The following is a 25,717-nucleotide window of genomic DNA, read 5'->3' as shown; positions in this document are numbered from 1 at the left end:
TGGCATCCGGCGCTGGCGGCGGATTCATCCGCTCCCGCCGAAGCGGGTGAGGGTCACGCGCTCCGCCTCGTCCAGCAGGCGTTTCACGATCCCCAGCGCCGCGCCGATGTCGGCATCGGTGCGCTGCGCGATGTCGCGCCGGATCAGCGTGTCCACCTCGTCACGCACGATTTCGAACTGGCGGCGCACCGCGTCGGGCGTCCACCCCAGCCGCCGCCGCTGGTCGCCGTGCCGCTCACTGATCATCCGCTGGATGTCGGAGCCGTCCTGCATCAGCTCCGGCTCGCCGCCGCCCTCGTCCAGGGTGATCAGCGACTTGCCGATGTCGAGCAGAAAGGTGGCCATGTGGTCCTCCAGCTGCGCCCGGTCCAGCCCGCGCGCGCCGGGAACCCGGGGGTCGCCCCGCAGCCGCGTGCCGATGTCGCGCACCAGGCCATCGGCGCTGGCGGCCAGGATGTGCCCCACGTCGGCCAGGCCGGGCACCTGCCCCGGCCGCGACGGCCAGTCGTGCGCGGTGGACGCCGCTTCCTGGGCCGCGGCGTCGCGCGCGGCGGGTAGCCACAGCGTAAAGCACGAGCCCTGGCCCAGGGTGCTGCGCACCGTCAGGTCGCCCTCCATCAGCCGGGCGAAGCGGCGGCTGATGGTCAATCCCAGTCCGGTGCCGCCGTGCTTGCGCGTGTGCCCCTCCTCGGCCTGCACGAAGGGCTGGAACACGGCGCCCAGTTTTTCCGGCGCGATGCCCATCCCCGTGTCGTCCACCCGCACGTACACCCACGGCCCCTCGCGGCCCACGTCGGCCTCTTCGTCGGCCTGGGCCGTGCAGCCGCAGGTGACGGAGACGCTCCCGCCGCTTTCCGTGAACTTCACCGCGTTGGAAAGCAGGTTCACCAGGATCTGCCGCACCCGGTCCTCGTCGCCCACGTACTGCACGTCGGACGAGACGGTGCACTGGCTGGACAGGTTCAGCCCGCGGTCGGTGGCCTGGGGCGTGACCAGCGCGATGGCCTCGGCCACGGCGTACGACGCGCGGGTGCGTTCGTGCTCCACCTCCATCTGGCCGGCCTCGATCTTCGACAGGTCCAGCACGTCGTTCACCAGCCCCAGCAGGTGCTGCCCGCTCAGGCGCACGCGCTCCAGCTTGCCCTTCTGGTCGTCCGTCAGCGGGCCCCCGATGCCCATCTCCAGCAGGTCGGTGTAGCCCAGGATGGCGTTGATGGGGGTGCGGATCTCGTGGCTCATGTTGGCCAGGAACTGGCTCTTGGCCCGGTTGGCGAAATCCGCCGCCGTACGCGCCGTCTGCGCTTCGCCGTACAGCAGGGTGTTCTCGAGGGCGATGGAGGCCATCTGCGCCAGCTGCAGCAGCACGGCCTCGTCCTGCGCGGTGAAGTCGCCCTCGTAGCGGTCGGAAAGCTGGATGAGCCCCAGGTTGCGGCCGTCGCGCGCGACCATGGGTGCCGCCAGCCAGCCACGCATGGGCGGATGCCGGCCGGCCTCGGCGCCGAACGCCTTCCACGCCGGGTGCGCCTCCAGCTCGTCCTGCGTCATCCGCATCGACCGGTTGGCCTCGCCCACCAGGCGGTAGATGCCGCTGCCGTCGGGCACCGTGTCGTACTCCCGCCAGTCGGCGTAGCGGTCGGAGAGCGAGACGGCGTTGATGGCCTGCGACCAGGTGACGTCGGTCGACAGGCTGGCGACGGCCTGGTGCGCGCCCACCACGCGGCGCGCCTGCTCCGTGACCGTGCGCAGCATGTCGTGCACGGGCGCGGAGGTGTTGACGACCAGCGCCGCCTGGGCCAGCGCGTGAAGCTGGTCCGCGTAGCGCTGAAGCTCCTGCTCGGTGTGCTTGCGCTGGGTGACGTCGCGGAAGTAGACGGACAGCCCGTCGGCCGACGGATAGGCGTGCACCTCGAACCACACGCCGAACATGGGCGCGAACTCCTCGAAGTGCGCCGGCTGCTGCGTCTCCATGGCGCGGCGGTACTCGTCCTCGAAGCGCGTTCCGCGGAACTGCGGGACGGCGTCCCAGAACGGCACGCCCATCACCTCGTCGGGGTCGCGTCCCAGCACGACGCGGATGATCTCGCGGGTGCCGCGGTTGGTGTAGGTGAACCGCCACTCGCGGTCCAGGTGGAAGAAGGCGTCGGTGATGCTTTCAAGGATGGCGTTCAGCCGTGCGCGCGCTTCCTGTTCCAGCGCCAGGAGCCGGCTGCGGCGCTCCTCGGCCTCCTTGTAGTCGGTGGTGTCCTCGATGATGCCCACCACCCGGTACATCTCGCCGCTTTCCCGCCGCACGGGGTAGCCGCGCGCCCACACCCAGCGCACCTGCCCGTCGGGCCAGACGATGCGGTACTCCACGTCGTAGTGCCCCGTATTCATCCCCGCCAGGGCCGTTTCCACCCGCTGGCGGTCCTCGGGATGCACGGCTTCCAGGAAGGAGCGGGGATCGTGGACCAGGCTTTCGCGCGAGCGGCGCCAGATCTCCTCGTAGGCGGGGCTGATGTAGATGATCCGCGTGAACTCCGGGTCGCTGATCCAGAACACCTCGCGGATGCCTTCGGCCAGCTGCCGGAAGCGCTGCTCGTTTTCGTGAAAGGGACTCGCGGCACCGGGCCGCATCGCCCGCCAGCTCCTCGGCCAGGAGCGCCAGCCCCGCGGCGGAGGCGAGCGTCCGAAGGCTTTCCTCCTGTTCCGGCCGCGGTGCCGCGCCCACCAGGCTGAGCACGCCCAGGCGGCGACCGTCCACCTCCAGCGGCACCTGCCACGCACCCGCCGCCTCGCCTCCGGACACACGCGCGCCGACGGGCGGATGCCCGGCGCCCGAAGCCGCCAGCACCTGCACCTTGTCCGCGCCAGGAAAGGCGCGCGCGATGAACGCGCCCGGTGCGCCGGCGACGGCGCGGGCCTGCTCCGCCACGCGGCGCAGCGTTTCTCCCCCGTGGAATGCGGGCGCCGCTCCCTGCTCGTCGTCCATCAAGTGGTCAGGCCAGGCCTTGGGGGAACGTTCATCACCGGCCTGCGCCGGCTTCGCCGCGAGTGGCGGGGTGTCGGGTGCAATCCCGGTGCCCGGGCGGGGTGCGGCGGCGGCGCGTCGGAAAGCGTTCTCCGGGAACGGGCGTCGGCGGAGGAATTTGCGCGCCTCCGTGGGCCCCGTGAGCGGGTGAACCCGCCGCTGCGAAAGCGGAAAGCCCCGGCTCGGGCCGCTGTCGCGTCCCGCCGGGGCTTCACCTGCGCGCGGCGCAGATCCGTTACGTGGAGCGTGCGCCGGCCGCGGTGGTCATGCGGCCGGACGACCCGTCAGGGCCATTCACGCGCCTTGAGCAGCACGCCCGCGATGATCAGCCAGAACAGGCCGTAGCCGCCGGCGAAGGCGCTGGCGCCCCACGCGATCTCGCCGCGCAGGATGCCGTCGTACACGTCGGAAAGGGCCAGCTGCGGGGGAAGCAGCAGCCCCACCACGTCGCCCAGCACCCCCGGAAGGGGCTCCACCCCTGAGCTGACCAGCTGCAGCCACACGTAATTCGCCAGGTACAGCACCAGCGCCACCCACGCGTCGCCCCGGGCAAGCAGCACCGACAGCACCGCCACCATCCCGCCGTACGCCACGGCCGCGAGCAGCGCCAGGTACAGCCCGATCCACCCGCCCTCGAAGCCGCCCCAGGCCACCATCTGCCCCACCACCAGGAAGATCGCCGCCGCCAGCATCGAAAAACCCAGCGCCAGCAGCCAGCGAAGCCCGTAGAACGACAGCGGCCGCGTGGGATGCGAAAAGAACATCCGGTAGTACCCGGACCGCCGGTCGCCGGAGACGAAGCCGCCCAGCAGGATGAGCATGGAAAGCGCGGCGTAGTTGGCCAGCGTGGCCGCGATTCCCAGGTAGCCCAGGTCCAGCGAGGGCTCGGCGCCGGGCACCTCGTCGTGGCGATGGAAGCCGGGCTCCAGGGCAAAGAACAGCAGACCGGCGAGTGCCACCATCGCCAGGCGCGGCAGCATTCCGCGCAGCAGAATGGGGATCACGCGCGCCCTCCCTTCTTGCGCTCGCCGCCCTGGCCGCGGAACCGCTCGCGCAGCGACAGCCGCTCGGGCGTCACCCCGTGGACGACACCACCCCGGTCCAGCAGCTGCCGCAGCCGCGTGCTCAGGTCACGCGCGCTTCCCGCCTCCACCCGGAACGCGTGCGCCTCCCCCTGCACAGGGAGCGCGCCGGGAAACGCAGATGGTACCAGGTGCGCCGACTCGGTGTCGTGCACCTCCAGCCGCCACGCCGGCACGGGACCGCGCCCCGCGGCGAGGTCGATTACCTCGCGCACGCGGCCCGCCTGCAGCACCACCACCTGGTCGGCGACCCGCTCCACCTCTTCCAGGTCGTGCGAGGCGAAGAGCAGCACGCGCTCGGGGTCTGCCTCGCGCCACGCCGTGACGATCTCGCGCACCCGCGCCACCCACTCGGGATCCAGCCCGTCCGTGGCCTCGTCCAGGATCATCACCTTGCGGTCGCCCAGCAGCGCCTGGGCCAGGGCCAGCCGCTGCAGGTTGCCCTTGGAAAGCGCGGCCACGCGGCGGCCCGCCAGCTCGGCCAGCCCCAGCCGCGCCATCTCGCGTTCGATGCGCGCGTGGGCTCCGTCCACCTCGCCCAGCGCGGCGAACGCCTCCAGCGCGCGGCGCACCGTCCACGACCGCGGGATCTCCACCCGGTCGGGGACGTATGCCACCCCGTGCCGCTCGGCGTAGTCACGGGGCAGCATGCCGCCGATCTCCACGCCGCCGCCGCTGGGGTGCAGGTAGCCCAGCAGCAGCCGGATCAGCGTGCTCTTGCCGGCGCCGTTGGGCCCCACGATGCCCACCGCCGCCCCGGGGGGCACGTGCAGCGTCACCCCGTCCAGCGCGCGCACCCCCTCGCCGCGCCAGCGCGCCAGCGGGCCGCCGAACTCCTTCACCACGTCAGTCACCTGGATCATGAGCGGGAGCGTACGCCCCGCCCCGCCGGATCGCAACCCCGGTATGGATCGTGCGCCCCGGTGCCGGCATGAGCACGCGCCCTCCCACTCTCCCCCTGGAGCGCCGCACCGACCCGCGCCGCGGGCCCATCCACCGCCTGCGCGACCTGCTGTTCGCGCTGCTGCGATGGATCGGCCGCCACGTCGAGGGGTTTTACGCCGCCGTGGGCGCGTTCCTGTTCATCGGCCTCTCGTGCGTGCTGATCGGGGCGGTGCTCTTCGCCGAGCTGGCGCGCGCCGTCGTTGCCGGCCACACCCTGCGGCTGGACGAGGCGGTGCTCCGGTGGATGTCGGCCAACGGGTCGCCCGCGGTCGACAGCTTCATGCTGGAGGTGACCGCCCTGGGCGCGCGGCTGGTGGTGTGGATGGTGGTGATGGTGGCCACGGCGTTCCTGCTCCTGAACCGCCACCGCTGGTCCGCCGCGCTCCTCTGGGTGTCGATGCTGGGGGCGGGGCTGATCAACATGACGATGAAGGAGTTCTTCGACCGCCCGCGCCCCGACGTCTTTCCCTGGCGCACCCCGCACGTGGGCAACGCGTCGTTCCCGTCGGGCCACGCGATGACCTCCATCGTGATCTACGGCACGCTGGGCTACCTGCTGGGCCGGCTGATGCCCACGCGGGCGACGCGCATCGCCACCTACGCCATCGCCGCCCTCGTCATCCTGCTGGTGGGGGCTTCGCGGCTGTACCTGGGCGTGCACTATCCCTCGGACGTTCTGGGCGGCTTTGCGACCGGGGGCGCCTGGGCGTTCACCTGCGGGCTGGGGATGGAGGCCGTGCGCTACTTCCGCCGCCGGCGCCCGGAGATCGCCGCGGAGGAAAAGGGCTTGGGCGCCGGCCCGGTGGACGCGCCTGCACCGGCTGCGGCCGCCGAGTAGGGCGGACGTTCCCCACGTCGCAGCACCTCCGCTCGGAACCCGTCTGTGTCCCGAAACGAGCCCGAAGGGCTTGCGAAGGGTGCCCGCCGTCTCCATCGTTTCCGATCCATACCCCGCCGCATCCCCGGCTTCGCGCGCGCGACGCGCCGCACTCCCTGCCCCCATCCATGGCCAAGCACACTCCGCCGTCGGACCAGGAGCTGTTCCAGATCGAATCGCTCGCCTGCGATGCCACGCCCGGTCCGTGGGAGCCCCAGGTGGTGCTCGACTACCAGACGGGCGAGAGCGCGCGCGTGGTGGTGCACGCCCCCGGCGATGACGGCGAGCTGACGTACGTGGTGGAGCGCGAGCGCGATTTGGCCGAGGCGGACCAGCGCTACATCGCCGCCCTTCACCCCGATGCCGTGCTGCGCCTGGTGCGCGAAATCCGCCGTCTGCGGCGGGTCGGAGAGCGGTACGACGCGCTCTGCTCGGTGCTCGGCCACCTGAACGAGTTCCTGGAGCGGCGCGGCCTGGTGGCGCAGGCGCAGCGCTTCGTGGAGGTGCGGGCGCAGCTGGAGCGCATTCACCCCGAAGGCATCGACGGCACCGTGGCGCAGCCCGGCGCTCCTTCGGCCCGCCGTGAGCCCGCCGAGTTCGTCGCTTGACCCCATGGGCGCCTTCGGGCGCCCATTTCGCATCCTGAACCCACCGCCCGTAGCTTCAGCGATGGCTGCCGTACGCGAGATTCGCCTTCCGGACCGCTTCTACCTGCCCCGCCCCGGCCCCGACGGCCGCGAGGTGCACGACGTGATGCCGTGGGAAGGCGCCCGGAGCTACGCCACCGACGGCGAGCGCGTGGGCATCCAGTTCACCGACGGCCGCGTGGTGTGGCTGGGCGACGCGCCCTCGTCGGCGCTGGCGCCGGACCCGGCGGACGAGACCCCCACTTTCGCCGAGGACTTCGAGGACGTGAACCTCGACGCGCTGGTGGACGGGCTCCGCGTGTACATGGAGCGGCACCCCATCCTCAAGTCCGTGTGGCGCGAGGACATGGAGCGGCTGGACACGCTGCGCCGCCACTACCCGGGGCACGAGCCCCACGCGGGCGAGGGCGAGGCGGCGTAGGCGTTTCGCGAGGTTCGGAGAAGAAGACACTGGGGCGGCTCCGACGGGGCCGCCCTTCGTGTGCCCCTCCCCTGGCCCCTGCACGCACGGTACTGCTGTGCGGAGAGGGGGAAACTTCGCACCGATGAGGCTGGATTCGATGCGGCGGCTGGCGCCCCCCATCCCCAGCCCTTCCCCCGCAAACCGCGCGGGGGAAGGGAGCCAGTCCGGTGCGTCTGGGGAGTACCCGTGCTTGGGCTGAGGCCGGCACCAGCTTGGGAGCGCTTCGAGAACGGCCGGGCAGGCCCCGGCTGCCCTCTCCCCCCGGCCCCCTCTCCCGCAAGCGGGCGAGGGGGAGAATTCGATTGCGCTTCGGCAGGTGCGGCGCGCGTGCAGGTGAAGCCCCGAACGGGACGCGCCAGCGGCCCGTGTCGGGGCTTTCCGCTGTTCCAGACGCGGGTTCACCCGCCCCTGGAACCCGCGTCTGCGACCGCCCCGGCACCTGCTCCCCCGCATCTGCACCTGCGCCTCGCATCTGCGCTTGGGACGCGCTCGGGTACCCGCCTTGGACCGCGGGCCGGGATCGACGTTCTCCCCTCTCCGCACGGGGTTTGTGCAGGGAGGGGCCGGGGGAGGGGCGCCGCGTTCTTGTGTTTTCCCCGGTCTTCCGCGTATCCTCACCGCCGCCCACAATCCGCGACGCCCCGCGACCCCGTCCGCCCCATGATCTCCGTCCGCCGACCGACCGTTCGCGCGCTCGCCGCCGCCGTGCTGCTCGCGCCCGCGCTGCACGCCCAGGAGTTTCGCCCCGCAGCCACCTTCATCCAGGTGAACGACGTCTATCGCATCGACGCGGTGGAGGGCGGACACGTGGGCGGGCTGGGCCGCGTGGTGACCGCCGCCGCCGCCGCGGGCCGCAGGACGGGCGTTCCCGTTCGCGTGCTGCACGCCGGCGACTTCATCGCGCCCTCGCTGGAAAGCCGGTACTTCGCGGGGCTGCAGATGATCGACGCGCTGAACTTCCTCCATGCGCGCGCGCCGATGATCGTCGTGCCGGGCAACCACGAGTTCGACGAGCGCCGCCCGGGCATGCTGGCGGGCGCCCTCAACGCGTCGCGCTTTCCCTGGCTGGCCGCAAACGTTCGCCTGAACACCGGCGACGCGGGAGCCGACCGGCGCCTTGGATCGGACACCATCATCGACGCGGGCGGCATGCGCGTGGGCATCTTCACGCTCACTTTTTTGGATTCGCCCCGCGAGTATGCGTCGGCGGACACGGCGTACGTCGCCATCGCCGAGCGCCAGATCCGCGAGCTGGAGTCGCAGGGCGCCGAGGCCATCATCGGCCTGACGCACCTGGATGTGGGGATGGACCGGCAGATCGCGGCGCTGCGCGCCACGCATCCCAAGCTGGTGTGGATCGCGGGCGGGCACGAGCACTTCCTCATCCACCATCCGCTCACCGACAGCACCGCAGCCATCACCAAGGGCGACAGCAACGCGCGGCGCATCTGGCAGGTGGTGCTGGGACGCCGCGGCGGTTCGCCGGCCGTGCGCGCGGACTCCATCGTGCTCGACGCATCGGTGCCCGTCGATCCCGCGTACCAGCGCCAGGTGCAGGCGAAGTGGGCCGACAGCATGCGCGCCAAGATCCCCTTCTTCGACCAGGTGATCGGCCGCAGCGGCACGCGGATGGACGCGTCGGAGGAGGTGGTGCGCAACGAGGAGAGCGCCTGGGGCAACTGGCTGGCCGACGTGATGCGCCGCGCCTACCCCGACATCCCCGCCGACGTCGGCATCCTGAACGGCGGCGCCATCCGCATCGACGACGCCATCCAGGGCGACATCCGCTGGGAGCACCTGGCGCGCACCTTCGGTTTTCCCACGCGGGTGGGGCTGGTGTGGCTGCGCGGGCGAGACCTGCGCGAAACCGTGCTGGAGCGCGGCGTCTCGGGCGGCCGGGGCGAAGGGCGCTTCCTGCAGGTTTCCGGGCTGCGCTTCAGCTTCGACCGCTCGCGCGCGCCGGGGCAGCGCGTCACCTCGGTCGACATCCGGCGGGGCGACGCGTGGGAGCCGCTGGACGACAACCGCGTCTACGTGGTGGCGGTTCCCGACTACCTGATGGGCGGCGGCGACACGTACAGCTTCCACAACCGGGCGATCATGAGCATTCCGCCGGGGCCGGACCTGCGGCTGATGGCGTTCGACGCGCTGGCCGCCGCGTACGCCGCCGGGCAGCCCATCAGCCCGGCCGTGGAAGGCCGCATCACCGAGCGCGGCGCCGCGCGCCCCTGACATCCCCACATCCGGAGCGAATTTCGTGAGCCAGTCCACCCCCGCGTCCGCCGTGGACGTGTTTGCTCCCAGCGAGCTGGTCGTCCTCTTCGGCGACCAGTTCGTGCCCGACGCGTCGATGCTGTCCAGCAAGGAGGAAGTCCTCACCAGTGGCGTGAAGGTCAATGCGCAGACGCTGATGGAAAAGGCCATGCACGCCGCCGTGTGGACGCTGCAGCGCGCGGGCGCCATCCGGCTGGAGATCCGCCAGGGCAAGGCGCTGTTCGGGCTGGTTAAGACCCGGAAGCTGCACCTGGTGCGCGGCACGGCCTCCGCCAGCTATCCCGAGGGATCGCTGGAGGCGCACCTGGTGGAGGCGGCGGGGGCGGAGAACGAGCTGGATGCCGTGCTGGCGTCGTTCTTCGGCCAGGAATCGCGCGATCCGGCGGCGCGCGCCATCGGGCTGATGAAGCGGGGGCTCTCCGGCCGCGGCCTGCTGGAGGTGGAAGAGAAGAAGACGATGATGGTGTTCACCTCCGTCGGCTACGTGCTTCCCGCCTCCACGCGCGATCTGGCATCGCGGCACTCGGTGCAGCCGATCAAGCAGCTGCTGGCGGAGGTGGAGCAGAAGGAGCCGGAGCTGTTCAAGGCGGTGGACAAGGCCATCGACTCGGCGCGGGTGAAGATGACGGAGGACAGCGACTGATGAAGAGCTACGTGATCGTGCTGGGGCTGGTGGCGGCCATCACCGGGGCCATCGTATTCTTCGTGCTCCGCGACAACCAGGCGACGAGCCGGCGCCAGACCGCCGAGGCCCAGGCGGTGGGGTTCGTGGCGACGCCTGCCACGTGGTTCAACGGCGACGATAACGAGGAGGGGCACACGCTGACCTTTGCGTTCGTCGACGGGCAGAACAACGTGCACAGCCGCAAGATGGACGAGATCACCTGGTACGATCCGGCGAAGACGTACAAGGTGTGCTACAACCCCGCCGACCCCAAGGACCACAAGCTCTACACCGCCGACCACAAGTGCGGCAGCTGACGAGCTGAATCCGCGGGTCCGAATCGGACGAGCCCGGCCGCCTTCCGAATGTGGGAGGGCGGCCGGTTCCGTCGTCGGGCCGGGAGACGATGATCCGCCGCGACAAGGCCGATTCTATCGCGCGGGTTCCAGGGGCGGGTTCTAGGGGCGGGTTCCAGCGGCGGGTTCCAGGAGCGGGTAAACCCGCGGCTGGAAGAGCGGAAAGCCCCAACTCGGGCCGCTGGCACGTCCCGCTCGGGGCTTCACCTGCACGCACGCTACACTTGCCGACGCGGAATCGAACGCTTCGAAGGGGTCTCGAGTTATGGCCGGCGCAAGCCGAAGTGCTCCACCGCAGCCCTGATGAGCCCCGTCCCACGCAATCGTGACCGCTGCCGCGCCCAGGCGATTACGTAACCCATGCTAGATCCTTCGGCCCGCGAGGTGGCGTGTGTGGGTGAGTGCCGTGCGCCTGGACCTCAGGATGACAAACCTTTGTGCGTCAATGGATTAGCGGTGCCCACCCACGGGCTCCCCTTTCGCGCGGGGTGCAGGTGAATCCGCGGGCGGGACGCGACAGCGGCCCGGGCCGGGGGTTCACCGCTTTTCCAGCGGCGGGTTCACCCGCTCATGGCGAGGTGCACGCCTCGGCCACGATTCGTTTCGATCGATGTGTGGCGGATCCCTCGATCGCTGCAATCGACGGCGTACGAGCAGGGGAGCCGTAGCCGCTCCGTCGGGATGACAATCGTTGGCGGAGGGCCTGCCGAAGCGCACTCGAATTCTCCCCCTCTCCCGCTTGCGGGAGAGGGGGCCGGGGGGAGAGGGCAGCCGGGGAGTGCGCCGGAGATTTCGAACTGCACCGAATCCTTCCAACCTATTCAGCCCCCGAGCGCCAGTTGCCGGGGGAGGGGCGCCCCCTTCACCCCACCGGGTCGAACGCGAAGAGGCGGCGGAACGAGGCCTCGGTGACGGACGGCGGCGTCAGGCGAAACATGGTTTCGCGCAGCCGCACCGCCGCCGCGTTCTGCCACTGCCCGATGCGGCCGTAGGCCAGCGACTGCCGCGTGATCCACGCCGTGCGGCGGAACCGCCGGGCCTCGTACGCGCGCAGCCCCGCCGCGGCGTCGCTCGCGTTCGCCAGGCAGCAGGCGAGCACCGCCCCGTCCTCGATGGCCATGCACCCGCCCTGCCCCAGGTTGGGCGTGGTGGGATGCGCCGCGTCGCCCAGCAGCGTCACGCGCCCCCGCCCCCACCGGCGGACGGGCGGACGGTCGTAGGTGCCGTTCTTCAGGATCTCCTCGTCCGGCGTGGCCTCGATCAGCTGCGGAATGGGCTGGTGCCAGCCGCCGAACATGCGCAGCAGCTTCGCCTTGCGGTCGTGCCCCTCTTCCGGCGCATTCTCCGGCTCGTTCGCGGTGGCCCACCAGGCGATGCGCCCCCCACCGATGGGCACGATGCCGAAGCGCTGCCCGCGGCCCAGCGTTTCGATCAGCGTGTCGCACTCCGCCGTGCCCGCCGGGGCCACGCCGCGCCACACGGGATATCCGCGGTAGACGGGCGGCCCGTCGTTCAGCAGCTGCTCGCGGACGGCGGAGCGCAGACCGTCCGCCCCCACCAGGCAGGCGCCCGCGACGGAGCCCGCGTCGCCCACGTCGGCCTCCACGCCCGACGCGGTCTCGTGGAACCTTTCGAACGCGGCGCCGGTGTTGACCGCCCACGCCGGCAGCGCCTCCAGCAGCACGGAGTGAAGATCCGCGCGGTGGATCAGCACGCCCGGCGCGTCCATCGCCGGAACGTCGAACACGGTGAGCAGGCGCCCGTCCGCCGCCCGCCCCTCGCCGCGCGTGTAGAGGTGCCCGCGGCGGATGATCTCGTCCAGCAGTCCCCAGCGGCGGAGCTGTGCCGTGGCGTTGGGCCACAGGCTGATGCCGGCACCCACCTCGCGCAGCTCGGGCGCGCGCTCGTACACCTGCGCGTCGATGCCCGCGCGCCGCAGCGCGATGGCCGCCGACAGCCCGCCGATCCCGCCGCCGATCACGATCACGCCGTCGCTCATCGCATCCTCCGTCCGCTGTACCCTGCAGCCTCGCCGGATTCCGGATGACAAGGTACGCGGCCCGCGCCTGTCGCGTGATAGGTAGATCGGCTCATCCGGGGTGGGGAATGTCCTGACGGGAAGGACGAGGGAAAGTGCGTGAGTGCGTTAGTGCGTTAGTGCGTTAGTGCGAAAGTGCGGGGCGTCGGGTCAGGAGTTCGCGGCGAGGCCGGTCAGCTCGGCGCTGATCTGCCAGAGGCGGCGGGCGGATTCGTCGTCCTGGGCCGCGCGGGATGGATACCTGGGCTTCTCGTCCTTGAAGTACGCACCCGTGATGCCCGCCACGTCGGGGGACGAGGCCAGGTAGATGGCTGTGCGCGCGCCCTCCTCGGCCGTGCGAATGAACGGCTTCAGCAGGCGCAGCGGCGCCCATCCGCCGAACAGCAGCGCCGTGCCCACGACGCCCGGGTGCATGGCGTTCGCCGTCACCTCCGCGGCGCGGCGGGCCAGCTCGCGGGTGAAAAGGATGTTGAAGAGCTTGGCGTTGCAGTACGCGCGCAGGGCGCCGTACTTCCTCCGCATCTGGATGTCGTCCCATGAGAACGAGGCGCGGTGGTGCGCCTCGGAGCTCACCGTCACCACGCGGGCCGGGGCGCCGGCGCGGAGCGCATCCATCAGCAGGTGGGTCAGCAGGAACGGGGCGAGATGGTTGACGGCCAGCTGCATCTCCATCCCGTCCGCCGTCTCCTGGCGCGTCTTGGTGTAGATGGCGGCGTTGTTCACCAGCACGTGGATCGCCGGATTGCGGGCGCGGATCTCCGCCGCCGCGGCGTGCACCTCGGACTGGATCGCCAGGTCCGCGATCACCGTTTCCACCCGCGCGTGGCCGGCGGAGCGGACGATCTCCTCCCGCGTCGCCCCGGCCTTGTCCGCGTTGCGCGCGACGAGGACCACGGTGGCCCCCATCTTCGCCAGCGCCGCCGCCGTCGCCTGGCCGATCCCCGCCGTGGCGCCGGTGACCACGCACACACGCCCCTCCATCTGCCCCGCCATTCGTTCCCCGTCCGTTACAGGATTCGGCCGTGCCGCGGTTGCAGGATGCACGCGCCGCCGCGATTTTCGAAAGAGCATCCAGCAGACCAGAGGTGAAGCAGCGAATGACGCAGAAACTCGACCGCCGCGAATTCTTCCGCCGCGCCGCCGTGCTGGGCGGCGGCGCCCTCATGGCCCCCGGCCTGGTGGGGCTTTCCGCCTGTTCGCACGCCACCAACGGGCTTCGGCGCACCCCCGGCTACGGGCCGCTGGTCCGCAGCGCGGAGGTCCCGGAGCTGTGGATTCCCCGGGGGTTCCGTGCCCGAAAGCTCAGCACCACCAAGGCACCGTCGCTCGTGAACCCCAGCCTGACCGTCAAGTACGGCGTGGACGGGATGTCCGCGTTCCCCGGGGCCGACGGCAGCGTGCGCCTCGTGCGCAACCACGAGGTGTCGGACAACGTGACGGTGGCCCGGCTCCTCGGCCCGGGCGAGCGCGCCTACGACCGCAAGGCGGGCGGCGGCACCAGCACCCTGCAGCTTCGGCAGGCGCCGGACGGGGCGGTGGCGCTGGAACAGGAGTTCATCAGCCTCAGCGGAACGCACACCAACTGCGCCGGGGGCCGCACGCCCTGGGGCACGTGGATCACCTGCGAAGAAACGACCGTGGGCCCGGCGCGCGGGTTCGAGCAGCCGCACGGCTACTGCTTCGAGGTGGCCGCCAGCGCCAACGGCGAGGTGCAGCCGGTGCCGTTGAAGGCCATGGGCCGCTTCGTCCACGAGGCGGTGGCGGTGGATCCCGCGACCTCCATCGTGTACCTGACCGAGGACATCACCTACGACGCCACCGTGCCGGCGGGTCGCGCGGCGGGCTTCTACCGCTTCGTTCCGGCGACGCCCGGCGACCTGCGGACCGGGCGGCTGCAGATGCTCTCCATCGTAGACCGCCCGAACTACATGACGTTCCGAGGCCAGCAGCCGGGCGCGACGTACCGCACGGGCTGGGTAGACATCCCGGACCCGGACCCGGCGGGGGCGGAGGCGAACTCCTCCGCCGTGTTCCAGCAGGGCTGGGCGCGGGGCGGGGCGGCGTTCCAGCGCCTGGAGGGGTGCTTCGCGGCGGATGGAAGCATCTACTTCAATTCCACCAGCGGGGGCGACGCGGGCGCCGGCCAGGTGTGGCGCTACCGGCCGGGACGGGGCGACGCGGGAGAGCTGACGCTGGTGTTCGAGTCGCCGTCCCGCGACGTGCTGGACAGCCCCGACAACCTGTGCGTCAGCCCGCGCGGGGGGCTGGTGATCTGCGAGGACGGTCTGGGCGTGCAGTTCCTGCGCGGCCTGACCCCCGACGGCGAGATCTTCGACGTGGTGCACACGGACGGCCCTTCGGCCGAAACCGCGGGCGCGTGCTTCAGCCCGAACGGACGCACGCTGTTCTTCAACATCCAGGGCGGAACCAACGCCACCACCTCGGCGAACATGCAGGGCGGCACCTACGCCCTCTGGGGGCCGTGGGAGAAGGGGGCTCTCTGACGAGAGGCCCCACAGGAGCTCGTCGTCAGTCGAGCCCGTCCCACTCCGCGTGGAAGCGCTCCAGGAACTGCTCCATGAACCGGTGCCGCCCCTCGGCCATGCGGCGGGCCGACGGCGTGTTCATCCGGTCGCGGAGCAGCAGCAGCTTTTCGTGGAAGTGGTTGATGGTGGGGCCCGTGCTGGATTTGTAGCGCTCGAAGCTGTCGTGCATCTCCGGCGCCGCCTCGGGCTCGTGCATCGGGCGGCCGCGGCTGCCGCCGTACGCGAAGGCGCGCCCCACGCCCACCGCGCCGATGGCATCCAGCCGATCCGCGTCCTGCACCACCCGGCCCTCGGGTGAGCTCATGGGCGTGGCCACCCCGGCGCCCTTGAACGACAGCTCGGCGATGATGGTAGCCACGTGCTCCGTCACCTCGGGTTCGACGTCGAGGGCCGAGAGCCACTCCCGCGCGGCCCGCGGCCCGGCACCGGCGTCGCCGCCGTGGAACTTGTGGTCGGCCACGTCGTGCAGCAGCGCCGCCAGTTCCACGACGTAGAGATCGGCCCCCTCCTCGCCCGCCAGCCGCAGCGCCACCCGACGCACCCGGTGCACGTGCCACCAGTCGTGCCCCGTTCCCTCCCCCGACATCCGCTCCCGCACGAACGCTTCCGTCCGCCGGAGGATCTCTCCCTGCTCCATCGTCATCTGCCCCTTGTGCGGGTCGATCATGCTCGTTAGGTTTGCATTGCAAACAAGTATGCGAACCAGGAGATCGAACCGATGAACGAAACCGTGTTGTTGCCCGACCGGCTGGCGGAGCTGGAATCAATCACGCGTGAGTACGCGCGCTTTTCGCGCAGCGCGGGCGGGCTCGGCTCCGTGCTGGGCGGCCTCCTGTGCCTGGGCTCCTACGCGGCCGGCGGCCTGCTCGGCCCCAGCGGGCCGGTCCGCGCGGCCCTGATCGCCATCCCGTTCGTCTGGATCGTGTGCAAGGAGCTGATGCGCCGGCACTACTACCAGCACCTGGGCGCCGCGGCCGAGCCGGAGACCCGGCGCGAGCGGCGCGGCCGCGTGGTCACCACCGCGGGGACGGCGCTCATCAGCATCGTGGTCGCCGCCGGCGTGCTGGCCAGGGGCGATCGGGTGATGGACGCGGCCGGGTACCTTGCGGTCGTCGCCGCCATGCCGGTGGTGGCGTGGCTGTGGCTGCGGGCCCCGCTGGAGTTCGTGACGGGCATCTTCCTGATGTGCCAGGCGGCGCTGGCGTTCAACGGGACCCCGTATCCGCTGCTGAGCGTGGCCATCGTCTTCCCCTTCGCCGCCGTGGCGCTGATCGTGGCCGGCGTGCGCGACCACCTGCGGTTCCGCGGCGTTACGAAGCGCATCGCGCGGCTCACCGGCGGGTCCGGCGCATGAGCCCGGGCGAGGAACTCGGTTCGGTGATGCAGCTGGACCGGCTGGTGCACGAGCCGGCCCGCCTGCTGATCCTGGCCATGCTCGCCGGCGCGGAAGAGGTGGAGTTCCGCTTCATCGAAAAGCTCAGCGGCCTCAGCAAGGGCAACCTTTCCAGCCACATGAGCAAGCTCGAGGCGGGCGGGCTCATCGAAGTTCTCAAGTCGTTTCGCGGAAAGCGGCCGCTGACCACGCTCCGCATCACTCCCGCCGGCCGGACGGCGCTGGACCGCTACCGCCGGCACCTGGCGGAGGTCGTCGCCGGCATCCCCACGCAATCCATCGAGGAGTCTTGAACATGCTACGCATCGTACTGGCGGCCGTGCTCGCCGCCGTTCCCCTGGCCTCCGCGGCCGCGCAGCCCGAGCTGGCTCCCGGGCGCGAGCTGACGGAATCGTTCTACGCCGGCCGCACGGCACAGATATGGGAGCGGATGGAGCCCGCGATGAGAAACGCCCTCGGCAGCCCCGACGCGCTCGCCGCCTTCCGGGCACGGGTGGAGGCCGGCCTGGGCGCCGAGACCGCCGTCGAGGCCGAGACGGTCACCCCGATGGGGGGCGTCCGGGTGTACCGGCGGCGCGCCCGCTTCGCGCGTTCTTCGGGCCTGGTCACGGTGGAATGGACCCTCGTCGGCCCCGAGGGGAGGGTGGCGGGCTTCCACATCGCGCCGGACCAGGCGGCGCCGCAGCCGCCCGCGCCCAGCGAACACCTGGAGCACCGCACGAGGGCGGACCTGCGCCTGCCGTTCGACGGGGAGTTCCTCGTGGTGTGGGGCGGGCGCACGGTGGAGCAGAACTACCACGCCGCGCACGCCAACCAGCGCTTCGCCTACGACCTGCTGGTGATGCGCGGCGGCTCCACCCACACCGGCGACGGCCGGCGGAACGAGGACTACCACTGCTTCGGGGAGCCGATCCTTGCGCCGGCGGGCGGGCGGGTGGTCCTGGCCGTGGACGGCGTCGCCGACAACGTGCCGGGGCAGACGAACGCGCCGGAGGTGGCCGGCAACCACGTGATCGTGGACCACGGGACGGGCGAATATTCCGTGCTGGCGCACCTGCGCAGCGGCTCGGTGGCGGTGCGCGCCGGCGATCGCGTGGCCCGGGGCCAGCGGCTGGGCGAGTGCGGCAACAGCGGAAACTCGTCCGAGCCGCACCTTCACTACCAGCTGCAGGACGGGCCGGAGATGGGCCCGTCGGCGGGGCTTCCCCCGCAGTTCACCGATTATCTCGCCGACGGCCAGCCGGTCGCGCGGGGCGAGCCGGTCCGCGGCCAGGCCATCCGTCCGGCCCCCGCCGCCCAGCAGACCCGGACCCCCCGATGAACTCGTCCGCCGGGGTAGTCGTCGTGCTGATCGTGCTCATCGTCGGGGTGGTGAGCGCCCGGAGGCGCCGCCGCTAGGCGGCGCGGCGCGAGCGGTCGGCGATCAGCGTGGCGAAGCCGTTCTCGTCGGCGATGTCGAGCGCGTAGTCCAGCGGCCGGTCCTTGCGGATCCAGGGGAAGGGGAGCACCGGGATGGGCTCCAGCAGCTCGGCGAGCGCCTCCAGGTTGGTGCGCTCGGCGATGCCGGGGCGGTCGGGGCTCACGTTGTTCAGCACCACGCCGCGCACCCGCAGGCCGGCGTCGTGGGCGGCGCGCACGGTGAGCATGGTGTGGTTCAGCGCGCCCAGGCGGTTGCCGGCCACGATCACCAGGTCCAGGTCCCACCCCACGAACAGCCCGTCCCACGCCAGGTCGCGGGTCAGCGGCACCAGCAGCCCCCCCGCGCCCTCCACCACGATCCCGTCGCGCCCCTCGCACAGGGAGCGGTACGCCGCGTCCAGCGCGTTCAGGTCCAGCACGCCGCCGGAGCGCGACAGCGTGACCCAGGGGGCCAGCGGCTCGGTCAGCAGCAGCGGCCGCACCAGGTCGATGGAGTCGTCCGCGCCCGCCGCGTCGCGAAGGCGCAGGGCGTCGCTCGCCGGGTCGTCGGCCTTGACGCCCGTTTCGATGGGCTTCATGCCGGCCACGCGCATCCCCCCCCGCCGCATCAGCCCCAGCAGGACCGTGCCCACGTACGTCTTTCCGACGCTGGTTTCAGTTCCCGTTATCCCCAGCCGGATCATCGGTCTCCACTCCGGGTGCGCGCGGGTGCGGAAAGGGCTTGTGCCGAGCGCCCGCCGCCCCGAATCTGTACGACGATGGCTCCCCATGGAGCCCCCACAAGGTGGGTCCGCCGCCGCCCGCGCGAAAGGCCCCGGCAGAGGTCCGCATGGTACACGCCACGCGCCGGACGGTCCCGCGGGGCGTGCTTCCCGGCCCCGGCCAGCACCTTGCATCATCCCGCGCGCCGGTCTGGTTCATGGGCACCTCCTGAATCGTTTGCGATGCCGCACCGAATGCGCACCCGACCGCCGCTGTCCGTACCCGCCCTCCCCGGCCGCGACGAGCTGTACCGTCTGCTGGTGGAGAACGTCACCGACTACGCCATCATCATGCTGAGCCCCGAGGGCCGCGTGGTGACGTGGACGGAGGGCGCGGAGCGGATGTTCGGGTACCGCGAGGCCGAGGTGCTGGGCAGCCCCTTCTCCATCTTCTTTCCCCCGGAAGACGCCGAGTCGGGCACCCCCGAGCGCGACCTGCACCAGGCGGCGGCGGACGGGCGCTGCGAAACGGTCGCCTGGCGGATGCGGCAGGACGGCTCGCGGCTGTGGGTGAGCGTGGTGATCACGGCCATCCACGACCAGTCGGCACGGCTGATCGGGTTCGGGCAGATCACCCGCGACCTCACCGAGCGCAAGGAAGTGGCGATCCGGTACGAGGAAAGCCGCCAGCGCTACCGCTCGCTCTTCGACAACAACCCCGACGCCATCTGCTCGTTCGACCTGGACGGCACCCTGCGCACCGCCAACCCCGCGGCCGAGGCGCTGACCGGCTACGAGATCGAAGACCTGCGGATGCGCTCGTTCTGGTCGCTGATGGCGCCCGACGACCGCGACCGGATGCGCGCGCTCTTCGAGTCGGCGGCGCAGGGCGAGCCCTGCCACGCGCAGACGGCGCTGGTGCACCGGGTGGGGAAGCGGGTGGACCTGCGGGTGACGCTGGTGCCCATCATCGTGCAGGGGCAGAACATCGGCGTGTACTGCATTGCCGAGGACGTCACCGAGCGCCTGCGCGCCGAGGCCGAGCGCGAGTCGCTTCTGCTGCGCGAGCGCATCGCCCGCGCCGAGGCCGAGGCGGCCAACCAGGCCAAGACGCACTTCCTGGCCGTGGTGACGCACGAGCTGAAGACGCCGCTGCACGCCATCACGGGGTACACGGAGCTGCTGCGCGAGGAGGCCGCCGCCCTCAGCGACATGCAGCGGCGCCACCTGGAGCGCATCCGCAGCAACGGCCACCAGCTGCTGCGGATGATCGAGGACGTGCTGGGCTACGCGCGGCTGGACGCGGGAGGCGAAGGCGTGAAGCTGGGCCAGGTGAAACTGGCCGAGGTGGCGGCCGAGGCGGTGCGCGAAATCCTGCCCACCGCCACGCAGAAGGGACTGACGATCGAGATCCACGAGGCCGACGGCTGCATCGCCGAAACCGACAAGCGCCGCGCGCGCGAGCTGCTGCGCGCGCTGCTTTCCAACGCGGTGAAGTTCACGGAGGCGGGGCGGGTGGACGTAACGCTCAGCCGCGACACGTCGTGGGTGGCGGTGGAGGTGTCGGACACGGGGATCGGGCTGGACACGGACCAGATCGAGATGATCTGGGAGCCCTTCTGGCAGGCGGCCAACCCCATGACCCGCAAAGCGGGCGGCAGCGGGCTGGGGCTGAGCATCGCGCGCCGCCTGGCGACACTGCTGGGGGGAGACCTGCAGGTGTCCAGCACCCCCGGCCAGGGGAGCAGCTTCACCCTTCGTCTCCCCATCGCCCACGGCTGACGGGGCCCTCACCCGGCCGCGCTGACACGCGTGCCACCCTCTCCCACAAACAGCGTGGGCGAGGGGGTACACCCCAGTTCGGGTGCGCATCCAAGCATCGGGGCGCACCCGATTCTGTCATCCTGAAGGCCGAGCCACGCCTCACTCGCCCGCCCGCCATGCCTCGCGGGCCGAAGGATCCAGCCGAGGATACGTACAGGCCAGCGCGCGGCAGCGGTCACGGGAGCAGAGGCCGCCACATCCGTCCCGGCGGTTGAAACCGCGGCTGGCAAATCACAAAGTCCGCCTTCGCGGACTGCACGCGCAGTCGGGTGCGCGAGGCCAGCCGAAGCGCGGTCGAATTCTCCCTTTCCCCCGCTTGCGGGGGAGAGGGCCGGGGAGAGAGGGCCGCCAAGGGCATGCGCCGATTCCCCCCGCAGCGCACCGTTCCTGGCCCTCGTTGCAGTCGAGTGCGCAAGGCCTGCCGAAGCGCAGTTCAGATCTCCCCCTCCCCTGCGCAGCGGGGGACGGGGGCCGGGGGGAGGGGGCTCCCGAGGCATTCACCGGCACCGTGTCGAACCCCGATTGAAGGTCTCCTCTCTCCCGCGCTGTTTGCGGGGGAGAGGCCGGGAGAGGGGGGCTCCCAAGGCATGCACCGGCAGCCAGCCCATCCGGTGCGAATTCTCCCCTCTCCCGGCGCAGTTTGCGGGGGAGGGGCCGGGGGACGGGCCCGCCGGGGTGGGGCGCCCGGGGAGGGCGCCCGCCCTTCAGTCGCGGATCACGAACAGCTTCTCGATCATCGTCGCCACGCTGGAAACCAGCCATCCCAGCGGCCCCAGGATGCGCGGCCGCCGCGCCTCCAGGCTCACCTCCGCCAGGTCTACCCGCGTGGAAAGCATCCGCTGCTGCGCCTCCAACACGTCGATCTCGCCCTGCACCCGCGCAAGCTCGCGCTCGATGGCCACCAGGTCCGCCGTGGCCGCGGCGTTCCCCAGGTAGGCGCGCAGCCGGTCGCGCACGGTGCGCAGCGTCCCCAGCCGCGCCTCCACGTCCACCACCTGCGCCGTCACGTCCTGCCGCCGCACCGTCCGCCGCTTCACCGTCCCCATGACCGACAGCCGGTCCAGCACGCCGTTCAGCGCCGGCGCGGGCACGTGCAGCGACATGTGCAGGTCGCTCTCGCGCAGCTCCGCCTCTCCCACGTACCCGCCCAGCGCCACCGTCAGGCTGTCGGCGGCGCGGTGGAGGCGGCCGAGGCTGTCCGTCACCATCGACAGGCCCGCCTGCTGGATCACCGCGCGCTGGCCGGGAACCCCCGGCGGCGGCGGGGCCGGCAAGGCGGCGGCCATCGAGCCTGCGGAGCTGCACGCGGAGGCGGCGGCCAGCACGACCAGGGACAGGGAGTGGCGGATGCGGATCATCGGACGGGGCGGGTCGGGGCGTGGAGGTGCAGGGTGGATGGACGGAGAACGTGCGATGCCGGGCGGATGGGACGCAAGATCCGGCATCGCGCGGCGGGAAACGCACGACCGTCCCCGGCCGGCCGCTCTCGACATCCGGTGGGGGCGCGCTTACACTGATGCCCGGCGCCCGCCGGCCTTTCCCCCGCGATCCGATCTCCATGCAGCCCACCGCGTCCGTTTCCGCGAACCGCCAGTACAAGTACTACGACCTGATCACCGGCGCCTTCGTGGCCGTGCTGCTGACGGCCAACCTCATCGGCCCCGCCAAGATCTGCACGCTGTGGGGATTCACCTTCGGCGCGGGAATCCTCTTCTTTCCGCTCTCGTACCTGTTCGGCGACATCCTGACGGAAGTGTACGGCTACGCCCGCGCCCGCCGCGTGGTGTGGACGGGCTTCGCGGCGCTGGCGTTCGCCAGCCTGATGAGCGTCGTCGTGCTTCGCCTGCCCCCCGCGCCCGGCTACGCGGGGCAGGAGGCGCTCGAGTCGGTGTTCGCGCTCACGCCGCGCATCGTCCTTGCCTCGCTGGCGGCGTTCTGGGCCGGCGAGTTCACCAACTCGTTCGCGCTCGCCAGGATGAAGGTGGCCACGGCGGGCCGGCACCTGTGGAGCCGCGCCATCGGCTCCACCGCGGTGGGCGCCGGGGTGGATACGCTCATCTTCTATCCCGTGGCGTTCCTGGGCGTGTGGGCCACCCGCGACGTGCTGGTGGTGATGGCCACCAACTACGTCCTCAAGGTGCTGTGGGAGGTGCTCGCGCTGCCGGTGACCTACCGGGTGGTGGCCGCGCTCAAGCGCGCCGAGCACGAGGACTGGTTCGACCGCGACACCGACTTCACCCCCTTCTCCCTCCAGGCTGGCTGACCGATGAAGCTCGACCTGATCCAGACCCTGGCCTTCGCCGGCGTCGTCCTGTTCCTGGGCTACGGCGTCCGCAGGCTGGTTCGCCCGCTGGCGCGCCACAACATCCCCGCGCCGGTGATCGGCGGGCTGATCGTGGCCGTGCTGATGGTGTGGGCGCGCTCCGCCGGGCAGACGCCCTTCGAGTTCGACACCACGCTGCAAAGCCCGCTGATGGTGGCGTTCTTCACCAGCATCGGCTTCGCGGCCAGCCTGCGCCTGCTCAAGGTGGGCGGCCCGCAGGTGCTGATCTTCTTCGGCGTGGCCACGGCGTTCGCGGTCGTGCAGAACCTGCTGGGCGCGGGGCTGGCGATGGCCATGGGGCTTCACCCGCTCTTCGGCGTGCTGACAGGGTCGGTAACGCTCACCGGCGGCCCGGCCACGGGGCTGGCCTTCGCCCCGCTCTTCGAGGAGGCCGGCGTACCTGCCGCGGCCACCGTGGCGGTCGCCTCGGCGATGGTGGGCATCGTGGCGGGCGGGGTGATCGGCGCGCCCATCGCCACCCGGCTGATCGAGCGGAACGGGCTGCGCCGGGCCAAGGGCGAGGTGACGGAGATGGACACGCCCGTGGCCACGCAGATCGTGGAGGAGCAGCTTGACGACCAGCCCGCGGCCACCCCCGCGGGCGAAGACGAGGAGTCGTTCGTCCTGCTGCAGTCCGTGGTCCTGGTGCTCGTCGCCATGTGGCTGGGGGGATACCTGAGCGCGTGGTTCACCTCGGTCGGCATCAAGCTCCCCGCCTACATCGGCGCCATGCTGGTGGCGGCGGTCATCCGCAACGTCGACGACGTCACCGGCCGCATCAAGGTGTCGCAGCGGGTGATCGACGACGTGGGGAACGTGGCGCTGGCGCTGTTCATCGTGATGGCGCTGATGACCTTGAAGCTGTGGGAGATCGCCAACCTGGCGCTGCCGATGCTGGTGATCCTGGCCGCCCAGGTGGCGCTGATCGCCGCCATCGTGTGGCCCATCTTCCGCCTGATGGGGCGCGACTACGAGGCCGCGGTGATGGGCGGCGGGTTCGTGGGCTTCATGCTGGGGACCACGGCCAATGCCATGGCCAACATGCGCGCCCTGGTGGAAAGGTTCGGCCCGGCGCCCCGCGCCTTCCTCGTGGTGCCCATGGTGGGCGCCTTCTTCATCGACTTCACCAACGCGCTGGTGATCACCTTCTTCGTGAACGTCCTGCGGTGACCGGCCCGCGCATGCACCTGGGGCAGATTTCCCTCGTGGGAGACGAGCCGGCGGAGCCCCAGCCCTCCACCCGGCCGCTGTTCCTGCTGGCCGACAGCCAGCTGCTGTTCTGGGACGATGCCGGCGGCCGCTTCGTGCAGCGCCTTGCGGAGTACGCGGGAGGCGGCGCCTTTCGCGCCGCGTACCTGGGGGCCAGCAACGGCGACCAGCCCGAGTACTTCCAGCTGTTCCAGGCCGCCATGGCCGGTCTCGACGCGGAGTGCCGGATGATCCCCGCGGTGCCGTCCAGCGAGGACATGGCGTTCCTGCGCTCCGCCGGGCTGGTGCTGCTGGCGGGGGGCGACGTGCAGCGTGGATGGACGGCGTTCGAGCGGAGTGGCGTGCGCGAGGCCGTGGCCCAGCGGCACCAGGAGGGCGCCGTGCTGGTGGGCGTGTCGGCGGGCGCGGTGCAGCTGGGGATGGCGGGGTGGCCCGAGGGAAGCACGGCGCAGCTGTTCGCCACCTGGGGGCTGGTGCCGTTCCTGGTGGACGCGCACGCCGAGGACGACGAATGGGCGGAGCTTCGCGCCGCGGTGCTGGCCCACGACGGGCAGGCCGTGGGATTCGGAATTCCGCGCGGCGGCGGAATGGCGTACCACCCGGACGGCACCGTCGAGCCCATCCGCCATCCCCTGGTGGAGGTGCGCGCCGCCGACGGGCGGGTGACGACCGCCATGGTGCTGCCTTCGTCGGCCGCGAACGCCGACGCGGACGCGGACGGGTTCACGCCGTAAACCTCTCCCGCCGCCGCTCGCGCACAAGACTCTGGTGCGGAGCGGAGCATCGCACTACATATAGTGGGTGACGGGTGCATCCCCCTTGCACGACCCCCACCCGTGGCGCCGCGCTCTCCATCCGGGCACCCCTGAAACAACCGGAGCCGCGCCGCGGTATCAGGTGAGACGGGCTGGCCGCCCGGCTGTTACGCGGGCACGCCACCCCTGGCACCGAACTGGCTTTACCCGGTACCACCAAAGACCTTCCCCCGCGCCGTTTCGCTCGGCGGCGCGGCGGGCCGCACCCGGCGGCAGCGTCCGCCGAAACTCCTGTGACCGGGAGCGTAAGTGCGAGGAAACGGATCGGGCGGCTCCCTTCGGCGAGAGCTGGAGCACCGCATCAGAAACGGAAGGTGTGTGTACTGCCGGGCCCCCGCGGCCCCGGACCGGCCCCTCACCCGAGAGCACGTGATCCCCCAGGCTCGCGGCGGCCGAAGAAAAGACGCCCGCATCATCGTTCCCGCCTGCGCCGACTGCAACCACCGGCGGGGCTGCCAGGAAGTCGTCCTCTTCCTCCTCGCCCGGCCCGGGCGCATCCTGGCTTTCCTGGAATACCTCTCGACGTTATCCCCCGACACCGTGCGGCAGATCGACGTGCGCGTCTTTGCCGAGGTGTACGCGGCCGTGTGGCTGCTGGCCGAAAGCTCGGCGGGCGGCGAGCCGTGGCGCACGCAGGTGCGGCGGCTGTGCGCGGGGCGGCGGCTGCACCGGCGGCGCTACGCGGCGCGGCGCATCGTCACCGCGGCGGCGGTGCGCATCGAGCGGGCGCGCGACCGGCACGCCGTGGCCGCGCCCAGCTGCCTGCTCCCCGTGTCCATGGGCATGGACGCCGGGCGGCACGCGGCCACGCTGGGCCGGGGAATGGCCACGCTGATCGGCACGCTGTCGCTGGTGTGGGACGCGCCCGCCGAGCAGGTGCTTCGCGAGTTGGAGCGCGAGCGCCATCGCGCCCACCGCACGGCCGAACCCCGCCGCGCCCGCCCCGGCGCGGGGCCCGTCTCGGACGAAGAGGAAAGCGAGGACGAAAAGGTCGTGTCGCTGGATGGATGGAAGCGGCGCCGCGGCCGGAAACGCCGGGTGCGCGTGGACCCGCGCGGGGGACGCGGCGGGGCGCGAGGTCGCGGGCGCGCGGCGTGATCGGCGGTGCGTAAGGACGAGGGCCGCCGCGGA

General features: G+C 71.6%; 23 protein-coding genes. 15 read left to right on the top strand and 8 right to left on the bottom strand.

Annotation, left to right across the window (positions count from 1 at the left end; translation table 11 throughout):
• Nucleotides 1-24: 24 nt before the first annotated feature.
• From VGB24_RS24960 to VGB24_RS24950, 3 genes are all read right to left on the bottom strand, one after another.
• Nucleotides 25-2,616, bottom strand: a complete 2,592-nt coding sequence (locus tag VGB24_RS24960; RefSeq protein WP_331075653.1) for a PAS domain-containing sensor histidine kinase — start codon at nucleotides 2,614-2,616, stop codon at nucleotides 25-27.
• Nucleotides 2,617-3,294: 678 nt separating this feature from the next.
• Entirely contained in the window at nucleotides 3,295-4,014 is a 720-nt protein-coding gene (locus VGB24_RS24955) for a hypothetical protein (protein ID WP_331075652.1), read from the bottom strand.
• Nucleotides 4,011-4,955: an ABC transporter ATP-binding protein gene (locus VGB24_RS24950; protein ID WP_331075651.1), complete on the bottom strand. Its 945-nt coding sequence runs from the start codon at nucleotides 4,953-4,955 to the stop codon at nucleotides 4,011-4,013. The genes VGB24_RS24955 and VGB24_RS24950 overlap by 4 nt, the downstream gene beginning before the upstream one ends.
• A gap of 68 nt (nucleotides 4,956-5,023) precedes the next feature.
• Between VGB24_RS24950 and VGB24_RS24945 the strand changes: the two genes are divergently transcribed.
• The 6 genes from VGB24_RS24945 (at nucleotide 5,024) to VGB24_RS24920 (ending at nucleotide 10,279) form a co-directional block, all read left to right on the top strand.
• A complete protein-coding gene (locus tag VGB24_RS24945) occupies nucleotides 5,024-5,875 on the top strand; it encodes a phosphatase PAP2 family protein (protein ID WP_331075650.1) in 852 nt (283 codons plus the stop codon).
• A gap of 167 nt (nucleotides 5,876-6,042) precedes the next feature.
• Nucleotides 6,043-6,522, top strand: coding sequence for a hypothetical protein (locus VGB24_RS24940; RefSeq protein ID WP_331075649.1), 480 nt, complete (start codon nucleotides 6,043-6,045; stop codon nucleotides 6,520-6,522).
• Between the two features lie 61 nt (nucleotides 6,523-6,583).
• Entirely contained in the window at nucleotides 6,584-6,982 is a 399-nt protein-coding gene (locus VGB24_RS24935) for a hypothetical protein (RefSeq protein ID WP_331075648.1), read from the top strand.
• 702 nt (nucleotides 6,983-7,684) lie between these two features.
• Nucleotides 7,685-9,256: a bifunctional metallophosphatase/5'-nucleotidase gene (locus VGB24_RS24930; protein WP_331075647.1), complete on the top strand. Its 1,572-nt coding sequence runs from the start codon at nucleotides 7,685-7,687 to the stop codon at nucleotides 9,254-9,256.
• A 25-nt stretch (nucleotides 9,257-9,281) separates the two neighbouring features.
• Entirely contained in the window at nucleotides 9,282-9,941 is a 660-nt protein-coding gene (locus VGB24_RS24925) for a hypothetical protein (RefSeq protein ID WP_331075646.1), read from the top strand.
• Entirely contained in the window at nucleotides 9,941-10,279 is a 339-nt protein-coding gene (locus VGB24_RS24920) for a hypothetical protein (protein ID WP_331075645.1), read from the top strand. Before VGB24_RS24925 ends, VGB24_RS24920 begins: the two co-directional genes overlap by 1 nt.
• A gap of 901 nt (nucleotides 10,280-11,180) precedes the next feature.
• Here the strand turns inward: VGB24_RS24920 and VGB24_RS24915 are convergent.
• Both VGB24_RS24915 and VGB24_RS24910 read right to left on the bottom strand, forming a co-directional pair.
• Nucleotides 11,181-12,317, bottom strand: a complete 1,137-nt coding sequence (locus tag VGB24_RS24915) for an FAD-dependent monooxygenase (protein ID WP_331075644.1) — start codon at nucleotides 12,315-12,317, stop codon at nucleotides 11,181-11,183.
• A 189-nt stretch (nucleotides 12,318-12,506) separates the two neighbouring features.
• Nucleotides 12,507-13,349: an SDR family oxidoreductase gene (locus VGB24_RS24910; RefSeq protein WP_331075643.1), complete on the bottom strand. Its 843-nt coding sequence runs from the start codon at nucleotides 13,347-13,349 to the stop codon at nucleotides 12,507-12,509.
• Nucleotides 13,350-13,453: 104 nt separating this feature from the next.
• Here VGB24_RS24910 and VGB24_RS24905 point away from each other — a divergent pair, with 104 nt between their 5' ends.
• On the top strand, nucleotides 13,454-14,860 hold the full coding sequence (locus VGB24_RS24905; protein ID WP_331075642.1) for a PhoX family protein: 1,407 nt from the start codon (nucleotides 13,454-13,456) through the stop codon (nucleotides 14,858-14,860).
• A 25-nt stretch (nucleotides 14,861-14,885) separates the two neighbouring features.
• Here the strand turns inward: VGB24_RS24905 and VGB24_RS24900 are convergent, their stop codons facing one another.
• A complete protein-coding gene (locus tag VGB24_RS24900) occupies nucleotides 14,886-15,569 on the bottom strand; it encodes an HD domain-containing protein (RefSeq protein WP_331075641.1) in 684 nt (227 codons plus the stop codon).
• Between the two features lie 51 nt (nucleotides 15,570-15,620).
• Between VGB24_RS24900 and VGB24_RS24895 the strand changes: the two genes are divergently transcribed.
• The 3 genes from VGB24_RS24895 to VGB24_RS24885 are packed head-to-tail and all read left to right on the top strand — an operon-like array spanning nucleotide 15,621 to nucleotide 17,616.
• On the top strand, nucleotides 15,621-16,256 hold the full coding sequence (locus VGB24_RS24895) for a hypothetical protein (RefSeq protein ID WP_331075640.1): 636 nt from the start codon (nucleotides 15,621-15,623) through the stop codon (nucleotides 16,254-16,256).
• Nucleotides 16,253-16,588 (top strand): transcriptional regulator, encoded by a 336-nt coding sequence (locus VGB24_RS24890; RefSeq protein ID WP_331075639.1) that lies wholly within the window; start codon nucleotides 16,253-16,255, stop codon nucleotides 16,586-16,588. Before VGB24_RS24895 ends, VGB24_RS24890 begins: the two co-directional genes overlap by 4 nt.
• 2 nt (nucleotides 16,589-16,590) lie before the next feature.
• Nucleotides 16,591-17,616, top strand: a complete 1,026-nt coding sequence (locus VGB24_RS24885; protein ID WP_331075638.1) for a M23 family metallopeptidase — start codon at nucleotides 16,591-16,593, stop codon at nucleotides 17,614-17,616.
• Between the two features lie 73 nt (nucleotides 17,617-17,689).
• Here VGB24_RS24885 and bioD read toward each other — a convergent pair whose 3' ends face one another.
• Nucleotides 17,690-18,397, bottom strand: coding sequence for a dethiobiotin synthase (gene bioD / locus VGB24_RS24880; protein ID WP_331075637.1), 708 nt, complete (start codon nucleotides 18,395-18,397; stop codon nucleotides 17,690-17,692).
• Between the two features lie 273 nt (nucleotides 18,398-18,670).
• Here bioD and VGB24_RS24875 point away from each other — a divergent pair, with 273 nt between their 5' ends.
• Nucleotides 18,671-20,197, top strand: a complete 1,527-nt coding sequence (locus VGB24_RS24875; RefSeq protein ID WP_331075636.1) for a PAS domain S-box protein — start codon at nucleotides 18,671-18,673, stop codon at nucleotides 20,195-20,197.
• Nucleotides 20,198-20,943: 746 nt separating this feature from the next.
• Here VGB24_RS24875 and VGB24_RS24870 read toward each other — a convergent pair.
• Entirely contained in the window at nucleotides 20,944-21,597 is a 654-nt protein-coding gene (locus VGB24_RS24870; RefSeq protein ID WP_331075635.1) for a DUF4349 domain-containing protein, read from the bottom strand.
• A 200-nt stretch (nucleotides 21,598-21,797) separates the two neighbouring features.
• Here VGB24_RS24870 and VGB24_RS24865 point away from each other — a divergent pair, with 200 nt between their 5' ends.
• The 4 genes from VGB24_RS24865 to VGB24_RS24850 all read left to right on the top strand — a co-directional run bounded on the left by VGB24_RS24865 (nucleotide 21,798) and on the right by VGB24_RS24850 (nucleotide 25,684).
• Nucleotides 21,798-22,502, top strand: coding sequence for a queuosine precursor transporter (locus VGB24_RS24865; protein ID WP_331075634.1), 705 nt, complete (start codon nucleotides 21,798-21,800; stop codon nucleotides 22,500-22,502).
• Between the two features lie 3 nt (nucleotides 22,503-22,505).
• Nucleotides 22,506-23,732 carry a sodium/glutamate symporter gene (gltS, locus tag VGB24_RS24860; RefSeq protein WP_331075633.1) on the top strand — a complete coding sequence of 409 codons (1,227 nt, stop codon included), beginning with the start codon at nucleotides 22,506-22,508 and terminating at the stop codon, nucleotides 23,730-23,732.
• Complete coding sequence (locus VGB24_RS24855; protein WP_331075632.1) at nucleotides 23,729-24,505, top strand: Type 1 glutamine amidotransferase-like domain-containing protein; 777 nt, start codon at nucleotides 23,729-23,731, stop codon at nucleotides 24,503-24,505. Before gltS ends, VGB24_RS24855 begins: the two co-directional genes overlap by 4 nt.
• Before the next feature lie 330 nt (nucleotides 24,506-24,835).
• Nucleotides 24,836-25,684 carry an HNH endonuclease gene (locus tag VGB24_RS24850; RefSeq protein WP_331075631.1) on the top strand — a complete coding sequence of 283 codons (849 nt, stop codon included), beginning with the start codon at nucleotides 24,836-24,838 and terminating at the stop codon, nucleotides 25,682-25,684.
• The last annotated feature ends 33 nt before the right edge of the window (nucleotides 25,685-25,717 follow it).

The organism is Longimicrobium sp. (genome assembly GCF_036399935.1).
In the GTDB taxonomy this organism is placed as follows: Bacteria; Gemmatimonadota; Gemmatimonadetes; order Longimicrobiales; family Longimicrobiaceae; genus Longimicrobium.
Note: the sequence above shows the minus strand (reverse complement) of the source record. Positions and strands in the feature narration are given on the sequence as shown.

What these genes read in the sequence shown, in the direction of transcription:
- VGB24_RS24960 (WP_331075653.1), bottom strand. Translation starts at nt 2,616, where the DNA reads ATGCGGCCCGGTGCCGCGAGTCCCTTTCACGAAAACGAGCAGCGCTTC.
- VGB24_RS24910 (WP_331075643.1), bottom strand. Translation starts at nt 13,349, where the DNA reads ATGGCGGGGCAGATGGAGGGGCGTGTGTGCGTGGTCACCGGCGCCACG.
- VGB24_RS24935 (WP_331075648.1), top strand. Translation starts at nt 6,584, where the DNA reads ATGGCTGCCGTACGCGAGATTCGCCTTCCGGACCGCTTCTACCTGCCC.
- bioD (WP_331075637.1), bottom strand. Translation starts at nt 18,397, where the DNA reads ATGATCCGGCTGGGGATAACGGGAACTGAAACCAGCGTCGGAAAGACG.
- VGB24_RS24915 (WP_331075644.1), bottom strand. Translation starts at nt 12,317, where the DNA reads ATGAGCGACGGCGTGATCGTGATCGGCGGCGGGATCGGCGGGCTGTCG.
- VGB24_RS24950 (WP_331075651.1), bottom strand. Translation starts at nt 4,955, where the DNA reads ATGATCCAGGTGACTGACGTGGTGAAGGAGTTCGGCGGCCCGCTGGCG.
- VGB24_RS24905 (WP_331075642.1), top strand. Translation starts at nt 13,454, where the DNA reads ATGACGCAGAAACTCGACCGCCGCGAATTCTTCCGCCGCGCCGCCGTG.
- VGB24_RS24885 (WP_331075638.1), top strand. Translation starts at nt 16,591, where the DNA reads ATGCTACGCATCGTACTGGCGGCCGTGCTCGCCGCCGTTCCCCTGGCC.
- VGB24_RS24890 (WP_331075639.1), top strand. Translation starts at nt 16,253, where the DNA reads ATGAGCCCGGGCGAGGAACTCGGTTCGGTGATGCAGCTGGACCGGCTG.
- VGB24_RS24940 (WP_331075649.1), top strand. Translation starts at nt 6,043, where the DNA reads ATGGCCAAGCACACTCCGCCGTCGGACCAGGAGCTGTTCCAGATCGAA.
- VGB24_RS24920 (WP_331075645.1), top strand. Translation starts at nt 9,941, where the DNA reads ATGAAGAGCTACGTGATCGTGCTGGGGCTGGTGGCGGCCATCACCGGG.
- VGB24_RS24895 (WP_331075640.1), top strand. Translation starts at nt 15,621, where the DNA reads ATGAACGAAACCGTGTTGTTGCCCGACCGGCTGGCGGAGCTGGAATCA.
- VGB24_RS24930 (WP_331075647.1), top strand. Translation starts at nt 7,685, where the DNA reads ATGATCTCCGTCCGCCGACCGACCGTTCGCGCGCTCGCCGCCGCCGTG.
- VGB24_RS24870 (WP_331075635.1), bottom strand. Translation starts at nt 21,597, where the DNA reads ATGATCCGCATCCGCCACTCCCTGTCCCTGGTCGTGCTGGCCGCCGCC.
- gltS (WP_331075633.1), top strand. Translation starts at nt 22,506, where the DNA reads ATGAAGCTCGACCTGATCCAGACCCTGGCCTTCGCCGGCGTCGTCCTG.
- VGB24_RS24865 (WP_331075634.1), top strand. Translation starts at nt 21,798, where the DNA reads ATGCAGCCCACCGCGTCCGTTTCCGCGAACCGCCAGTACAAGTACTAC.
- VGB24_RS24900 (WP_331075641.1), bottom strand. Translation starts at nt 15,569, where the DNA reads ATGATCGACCCGCACAAGGGGCAGATGACGATGGAGCAGGGAGAGATC.
- VGB24_RS24945 (WP_331075650.1), top strand. Translation starts at nt 5,024, where the DNA reads ATGAGCACGCGCCCTCCCACTCTCCCCCTGGAGCGCCGCACCGACCCG.
- VGB24_RS24875 (WP_331075636.1), top strand. Translation starts at nt 18,671, where the DNA reads ATGCGCACCCGACCGCCGCTGTCCGTACCCGCCCTCCCCGGCCGCGAC.